5 protein-coding genes and 1 pseudogene are annotated in these 3,142 nt (G+C 65.3%); 3 read left to right on the plus strand and 3 right to left on the minus strand.

The window, feature by feature from the left end; all coding sequences use genetic code 11:
• The first annotated feature begins 107 nt into the window (after positions 1–107).
• The 3 genes and pseudogenes from JCM19049_RS10430 to JCM19049_RS20135 form a co-directional block, all read left to right on the plus strand.
• Positions 108–464, plus strand: coding sequence for an MlrC C-terminal domain-containing protein (locus JCM19049_RS10430; RefSeq protein WP_054821557.1), 357 nt, complete (start codon positions 108–110; stop codon positions 462–464).
• Positions 406–1,116, plus strand: coding sequence for a copper homeostasis protein CutC (locus tag JCM19049_RS10435; RefSeq protein ID WP_054821558.1), 711 nt, complete (start codon positions 406–408; stop codon positions 1,114–1,116). Before JCM19049_RS10430 ends, JCM19049_RS10435 begins: the two co-directional genes overlap by 59 nt.
• Before the next feature lie 455 nt (positions 1,117–1,571).
• Positions 1,572–1,700, plus strand: a pseudogene (locus JCM19049_RS20135) (hypothetical protein); the annotation flags it as partial.
• 311 nt (positions 1,701–2,011) lie between these two features.
• On the opposite strand, the gene JCM19049_RS22605 reads toward JCM19049_RS20135, so the two are convergent.
• The 3 genes from JCM19049_RS22605 to mprA form a co-directional block, all read right to left on the minus strand.
• Positions 2,012–2,194: a universal stress protein gene (locus JCM19049_RS22605; RefSeq protein WP_306420779.1), complete on the minus strand. Its 183-nt coding sequence runs from the start codon at positions 2,192–2,194 to the stop codon at positions 2,012–2,014.
• A 77-nt stretch (positions 2,195–2,271) separates the two neighbouring features.
• Positions 2,272–2,412 carry a hypothetical protein gene (locus JCM19049_RS22610; protein ID WP_306420780.1) on the minus strand — a complete coding sequence of 47 codons (141 nt, stop codon included), beginning with the start codon at positions 2,410–2,412 and terminating at the stop codon, positions 2,272–2,274.
• A partial coding sequence (gene mprA / locus JCM19049_RS10450) for an MprA protease, GlyGly-CTERM protein-sorting domain-containing form (RefSeq protein ID WP_279402951.1) occupies positions 2,409–3,142 on the minus strand: 734 nt, incomplete at its 5' end. The genes mprA and JCM19049_RS22610, both read right to left, overlap by 4 nt.

Consider the following 3,142-nt stretch of genomic DNA (forward strand, 5'->3'; position numbering starts at 1 on the left):
CGGGTGGACCACGTGCATTCCGGTCCCGCAGAGCTCAGCGGCGTCGTGCACAGCCTCACCGACGGGGATGCCACCAGTGGGCGGGTCGCCGTGGTGCGGTCGGTGGGGTGCACGCCATCATCACCGAACGGCGCAAGCCCTACCACACCCGTTCCGACTTCGCCGCCGCCGGGCTGCAGGCCACCGACTTTGACCTCGTCGTGGTCAAGATCGGCTACCTGGAACCGGAACTGTTCGACCTGGCTGAAGGATGGATGCTCGCACTGACCCCCGGCGGCGTGGACCAGGACCTGCTGCGCCTGGGCCACCGAAAGATCGAGCGTCCCATGTTCCGTTCGACCAGGACATGGAAGACCCGGACCTTGGCGCCCAGCTGTTCGCAGCCCGCCCGCACGGAGCCTAGCCATGCCCGTACTGGAAATCGCGGTCCAGGACGCTGCCGGTGCCCGCATCGCCCGCAGTGAGGGGGCCGAGCGGGTGGAGCTGTGCTCGGCACTGTCCACCGGAGGGCTGACCCCCTCGGTGGGGATCCTGCGCACCACCATCGAGGTGGGCCTGCCGGTTCACGTGCTGATCCGTCCCAGGCCCGGCGGATACGTCTACGATGCCACCGAGGTTGAGGCAATGGTCGCGGACATCGTCTGCAGCATGGAGCTTGGCGCGCAGGGCGTGGTGATCGGAGCACTGGACGGTGCAGAGAGCGCCTTGGACCTGCCGGTGCTCGGCCAGCTGGCCACCGCCGCACGCAGCGTGAACCCGGATGCCGAAATCACCGTGCACCGCTGTGTGGACGTCTTACTGGAGCGCGGCATCGAACCGCAGCGGATCATCCGGGATCTCGTCGAGCTCGGCGCCACCCGGGTACTGACCTCCGGGGGAGCGACGCGTTCCATCGACGGCGTGGACACGTTGACCCAGCTTCACCAATTGGCAGAAGAGCGCGTGCAGATCCAGCTGGCGGGGGAGTACGCATTGGCGACATCCCCAGGTTGCGCCATTTGGATGGGGTCCACCTCTCCGCCCGGCACAGCGTCAACGGGGGAGCTGCCGGTCCCGGCGGCGGCAGCGGGCACATCGATGCCACCAGCGCTGAGCTGGTGCACCAGGCCCGGGTAGCCCTGGACGCGTCATAAAGCCCTGCCCCAATGTTCCGCACGCGGACCTAGCCTGGGCGCTTGGGCAGCGCTGCTGATCGAAGGAGCGGCAGCGCGCGAATTCCGCTTCGCGCTGGCGTGCCGTGAACGTTTTCGGCCTGTTTTGTGGCTGTGCAGCCCGGTATTCACCGGTGGGATGATCTTTCCCTGGTGAATACCGGGTTTTGCGCTTTTCCTAGGAGTCATCCTGGTGAGGGAGCCGTGACCGTGCATGAGGGCCGCGGCAACGAGGCCTGTCTAACTTGTGTGTATCAAAAACACTCCACGTCATGCTGCTACCTTTTTGTCCACAAGATCGGGTAACGTCTCGTGTGTCACTAGCCCCAAGAAAGTGAGAGAAACATGAAGGCGCTTTTCGATCTCGACTTCCGCCGCTTCGTCACCCCGACCATCATCAAGATCGTCTACATCCTGATCATGGTGATGCTGGGTATCGGTTACCTCGTTGCCGTGTTCAGCAGCTTCCAGGCCAGCACCGGCTTCGGCATCTTCACGCTGTTGATCCTCGGACCGCTCTTCGTCCTGCTCTACCTGGTCCTGGCCCGCGCCAGCCTTGAATCGCTGCTGGCCGCGATTCGCACCGCGGAGAACACTGCGGAACTGGTGCGTCTGGCTGGCGGCCACGCCCCGGGCACTGATCCGCAGTTCCCGGCCGGGCCTCAGTCCCCGGCGGGCCCGTCGGCTCCGACCAACCCGCAGATGCCGAACACGCCCCAGCCGGAAGTGGACCGGCAGCCCCGACCAACCCGTACCAGCAGTAGGTCCTGGACCTTCAGCCGGAACTGCAACTGCCTGCGCACTGGAGAACCAGTTGCCGCAGGGCAGTTTTGTATTGGGGCGGTGAACCGGTGCCTTGGCTACCAGGCGTACTCGGCCTTCAGGGAGAGCACCGGGCATTCGGCCTGCAACAGGATCCGCTGCGCGGTGCTTCCCATGATGAACTTGCCCACCGGCGAGCGCTTGCGCATGCCGATGACAATGAGTTCGGCCCGCTGGGCACGGGCCACGCCCAGGATCTTGTCCGCCGGGTCGGAGCCCACCGGCGAGCGCTCGATCCAGAAGTCCACTCCCGACGTGGTGAGGCGTTGTTCCAGCGCATGATGCTGCTTGGCATCAATCAGCCGGTTGTCGATGGGGTATCACCCTTGGACGCGTTGACGACGGTGAGCCGGCTTTGGGAACGCTCGGCTTCGAGGATGGCCCGCTGCAGTGCCGCCTCTCCTTCCGGGGAAGGGATGTATCCGACCACGATGCTCATGAGTGATCCTTCCTGGTATCTTCCCCATGCGGCCCGCTCTGTTCGGCCACATGGCTTCCGCCCTTCAGGTGCTGGTGGTCCAGGGTCGAGAGCTCGTCCTCGGTGAGGTTGCCGCCCCCGGCCAGCCCTTGGGCCAGTTCGGAGGAGCCGCCGCGGGAACGGCGGATCGCCATGAAGATGACCGGCAGGAGCAGCAGGATGGCAATGATGATGTAGATCGTCACAGCCACCGGCTCGCTCCACAGCCCGGAAACTTCACCGGCACTGAGCTGGAAGGTCTTGCGCAGTTGTTCCTCGGCCATCGGGCCGATGATGACACCTAGGATCAGCGGCAACACCGGCAGTCCGAAGCGGCGCAGTGCGAAGCCGAGCAGCCCGATGGCCAGCAGCAGCCACAGGTCCGCGGTCTGCATGTTTACCGAGAACGCGCCCAGCGTGGCGAAGAACAAGATCCCGGCATACAGGTAGGGGCGGGGGATCTGCAGCAGCTTCGCCCAGACCGGGGCCAGCGGCAGGTTGATCAGCAGCAACAGGGTGTTGCCGATAAACAGGCTCGCAATCAGCGCCCACACCAGTGCCGGCTCATTTTCAAACAGCAGCGGACCGGGCTGGATGCCCTTCATGACCAGGAAGGCGAGCATGACCGCGGCGGTGGCGTTGGTCGGCAGGCCCAGGGCGAGCATCGGGGTGAGGGTGCCGGCGGCCGAGGCATTGTTCGCCGCCTCCGGGC

This window comes from Arthrobacter sp. JCM 19049 (genome assembly GCF_001310435.1).

Excerpts from the sequence above, each read along its gene's own strand:
- JCM19049_RS10435 (WP_054821558.1), top strand. The coding sequence starts at position 406 with ATGCCCGTACTGGAAATCGCGGTCCAGGACGCTGCCGGTGCCCGCATC.
- JCM19049_RS22610 (WP_306420780.1), bottom strand. The coding sequence starts at position 2,412 with ATGAGCATCGTGGTCGGATACATCCCTTCCCCGGAAGGAGAGGCGGCA.